This is a genomic window from Streptomyces sp. NPDC004658 (assembly GCF_040609555.1).
Classification (GTDB): Bacteria; Actinomycetota; Actinomycetes; order Streptomycetales; family Streptomycetaceae; genus Streptomyces.
Window position 1 is genome coordinate 1 of sequence record NZ_JBEXKG010000322.1, and the last position, 3,731, is coordinate 3,731.

Here is a 3,731-nt window from a genome sequence, read left to right on the forward strand (position 1 = left end):
CGGCGATCCGGTCGGCCGTCTCCCTCGCGCGGCGCACCCGCTCCAGGGCGCCGGGGTCGACGGCGGGTACGGCCGTACGGTCGGCGAGCCGGATCAGAGCGGGGAGGGTGAGGCCGCCGCCGTCGAGCGGGACGCGGGTGTCCCCTGGCTGCGGGGGCACCCGCGTCGGCACGTCCACGGTCGTTCCTGACAGTTCCTGGTCGTTCTGGTCGTTCTGGTCGCGCTGGTCGCGCTGGTCGTTCTCGTCGCGCTGGTCGTTCTGATCGCGCTGGCCGCTGTGGCCGGTCGAGCCGATCCGGTCACCCTGGCCGCTCCGGCTCGGCCGGCCCGTGCGGACCGGCCGGCGTTTAGCCCAGCCCCGCCGACTTCAGCCACGCCTTCGCGACGTCCAGCGGGTCCTTGTTCTGGGCCTGCACCTGGGTGTCCAGGTCCAGCAGGGTCGCGGTGTCGAGCTTGGCGGAGACGGCGTTGAGCGCGTCGACGCCCTCCTTGGACAGCGCGCCCTTGTAGGTGAGCGGCTGGACGTTCTCGAAGCCGAACAGGTTCTTCGGGTCCTGGAGGACGACGAACTTCTCCTTGGAGATGTTCGGGTCCGTGGTGAAGATGTCCGCGGCCTGCACGGCGTCCTTCTTCAGCGCCGCCAGTGTGAGCGGGCCGCCCGCGTCCAGCGCCTTGAAGGACTTGAACTGGAGCCCGTAGACGGACTTCAGGCCCACCAGGCCCTGCTGCCGGGTCTGGAACTCCGGCGAGGCGCCGATGACCAGGTCCTTCGCGATGTCCTTCAGGTCGGCGATGGAGGACTTCTCGGTGAGGCCGTACTTCTTCGCGGTGGCCGCGTTGACCGTGATGGAGTCCTTGTCCTGCGCCGACGCCGGGTTCAGCAGCGTGAGCTTGGAGTCCAGCTTGGCGTTGATGGCGTCCGTGGTCTCCGCGAGGGTCTTGGGGGCGGCCTTCGGGTCGAGGTAGGCCAGCAGCGCGCCGTTGTACTCGGGCAGGACCGAGATGGAACCGTTCTTGATCAGCCCGTAGGTGGTCTCGCGGCTGCCGATGTTCGGCCTGTACGTGACCTTGATGCCCTTGGCCTTGAGCGCCTCGCCGTAGATGTCGGCGAGCAGGGTGCTCTCGGGGAAGTTGTTGGATCCGACGACAACGGTGTCGCCGCTGGCCTTGCTGTCGTCCGACAGGGGGTTGTCGGCCTTGCCGTCGTTGGAGGAACAGCCCGCCAGCAGAGCCGTCGCCGCCGCGAGGGCGACCGCCGCCGCGCCTCGGTTCCTCCGGATGGACCTGCTGATGTGGGTCGTGGAAGTCACGCGCTGATCCAATCCAGCCGGTTCTCGGTCAGTCAAGGGCATCAGATCACCGATTGGCCTCGATCTGCGGTCACTCGTGCACACAGAGCAGTCTCTTTGTAACGGATTCTTGATGAAAGGTGAGCTGATCGACACCTCAAGAGGGCTGTAGTCTCACCCGAGTTGTATCGACCACAGCGGTGCGCGGGGCCCGCTTCGGTGTCGTGACGCAGGCGTTCCGGGGGCGGCGCAGTCCCCAGGTCCGGGAGTGACGGCTCCCCCGGACAAGACACCCATGAAGGAGGCCCGGTGTCCACGAACCAGGTGGACGCGCCCGCCCGGCACGCCCCCACCCGGGGCGGAGCACGGGGATTCGCCGACCGCTGGCCCTTCCGGCGCAAGCTCAATCTGCTCGTCGGCATCCCCCTCGCGGTCATCGCGGTCCTGCTGGCGTTCCTCTTCACGGACCTGGTGCGGCAGTCGTCCAGCGCGGCCTCGGCGGCCCGGCTGGTGCGCGACAGCGCACAGGTGGCGCGGCTGGTGGACCGGGTGGAGGCCGAGCACCAGCAGGCGATCCTGCTGTCGACGCGCTACGAGTCCGGGGACGCGAAGCCGTCGACCTCCGCCTACCGGGCGGCGCAGCGCGCGGTCGACTCCCAAGTGGACGCGGTGCGCGCGGCCTTCGGGGACCGGCTGCCGGAGAGCGAGGCCCAGGCCCTGCGCGGGGTCGAGGGCCTGACCAGCCTGCGCACCTCGGTGGAGCAGTCGTACCTGCCCGCGGACAACATCGACCCGGCCTACGCCGGCACCGCCCAGAGCCTGATCGACGGCCTCGGTCTCGACCGGGACGCGGACCTCGCCGATACCTTCACCGGCAGCCTGCTCGACTCCCTGCTGCGCGCGGACGCCGCCCACGGCGCCTTCGAGACCAACGTGTTCGCCGCCACCACGGGCGACACGAACGCGCAGATCGAGTTCACCAGCGCGGTCGGCGCGTACGAGCTGTACACCCACCAGGCCGCCCGCTTCTCCCGGTTCGCGACCGAGGCGCAGGCCGAGCGGTTCTCCGGCATCGAACACACGCAGGCCCAGCAGGAGATCGCCGAGGCGTACGCAGAACTCCAGGTCGGCATCGGCCGGTTGGAGTCGAACGACCAGGAACGGGTGCGGCGGGCGGTGCAGGACGCGCTGACCGACTACCCCGCCTACCCCGAACAGGCCGCCGCCCGGCTGAAGATCACCACCGCGTTGATCGGCCAGATCGCCGACCGGGCCGACGGTGCCGCCGACGGCGCCCGGTGGCGGGCCGGCCTGCTGCTGAGCGGCGCGCTGATCGCCTTCGCGCTGTGGATCGCCTTCGCGGTGCTGGTGCGCCGCTCGGTGGTCCGGCCCGTGCAGGCGCTCACCGGGGCCGCGCGGGAGGTCGCCGAGGTCGCCGGGCGGGAACTGGCCCGGGTGGCCGACGACGACGCCGAGGACGACGGGCCGCCCCGGCTGCGGGACATGCCGGTCACGGCCCGCGACGAGATCGGCGACCTGGCGGAGGCGTTCAACCGGGTGCAGACCACCGCCGCCGCGCTGCTGGAACGCCAGGTGCTCAGCCGGCGCAACACCGCGGAGATGTTCGGCAACGTGGGCCGCCGCGTCAGCAACCTGACCACCCGGCAGCTCGCCCTGATCGACGCGGTGGAGCGGGGCGAGACCGACCCGGCGCTGCTGGAACGGCTGTACTCCATCGACCACATCGCCGTACGACTGCGCCGCAACGCCGACAGCCTCATGCTGCTGGCCGGCATCCGGGAGACGGTCCTGGACGCGGGCCCGACGACGCTGTCCACCGTCGTACGGGCCGCGCTCGGGCAGATCGAGGGTTATCAGCGGGTACGGCTGTACGCCGCGTCGGACGCCCTGGTGGAGCCGGACGTCATCGGTGACCTCACGCTGATGGTGGCCGAACTCCTGGAGAACGCGGTGTCGTTCTCGCCCGAGGGCAGCCCGGTCGAGGTCACGGTCCGCTCCGGCGCCGAGGGCACGCACGTGGTGGTCACCGACCACGGCCTCGGCATGAGCGCCGAGCGGCTCGCCGAGGAGAACGCCCGGCTGATCCGCCGGGAACGGCTGGACCTGGTGCCGACGAAGGTGCTGGGCCTGTTCGTGGTGGGCGCGCTGGCCCGCCGCTGGGAGATCGGGGTCGAGCTGACCCGCACCCCGGGCGGCGGTGTGACGGCCGAGGTGACGCTGCCGGCCTCGCTGCTGCTCGCACCGGGCGCGGCGGCGCAGGCTCCGCCGACCGCGGCCCCCGCGCCGGTGGCCGGGGTGTCCGGCCCGGTACCCGCGCGGGGCGCGCCGGCGCCGGACACCGCCCACGAGAAGGCGCCGGCCGACGGGCCCGCCCTGGACGAGCCCGCCCGCGCGGATCACGGCGGCCCGCTCCCCCGCCGG

General features: G+C 71.8%; 2 protein-coding genes. One reads left to right on the plus strand and one right to left on the minus strand.

Annotated features, from left to right (window positions below; translation table 11 throughout):
- Positions 1-347: 347 nt before the first annotated feature.
- Positions 348-1,310, minus strand: coding sequence for an ABC transporter substrate-binding protein (locus ABZV94_RS40695; RefSeq protein ID WP_356350012.1), 963 nt, complete (start codon positions 1,308-1,310; stop codon positions 348-350).
- 288 nt (positions 1,311-1,598) lie between these two features.
- On the opposite strand from ABZV94_RS40695, the gene ABZV94_RS40700 reads away from it, so the two are divergent.
- Positions 1,599-3,731, plus strand: a 2,133-nt coding sequence (locus ABZV94_RS40700; RefSeq protein WP_356350014.1) for an ATP-binding protein, incomplete at its 3' end; no start/stop codon positions are given.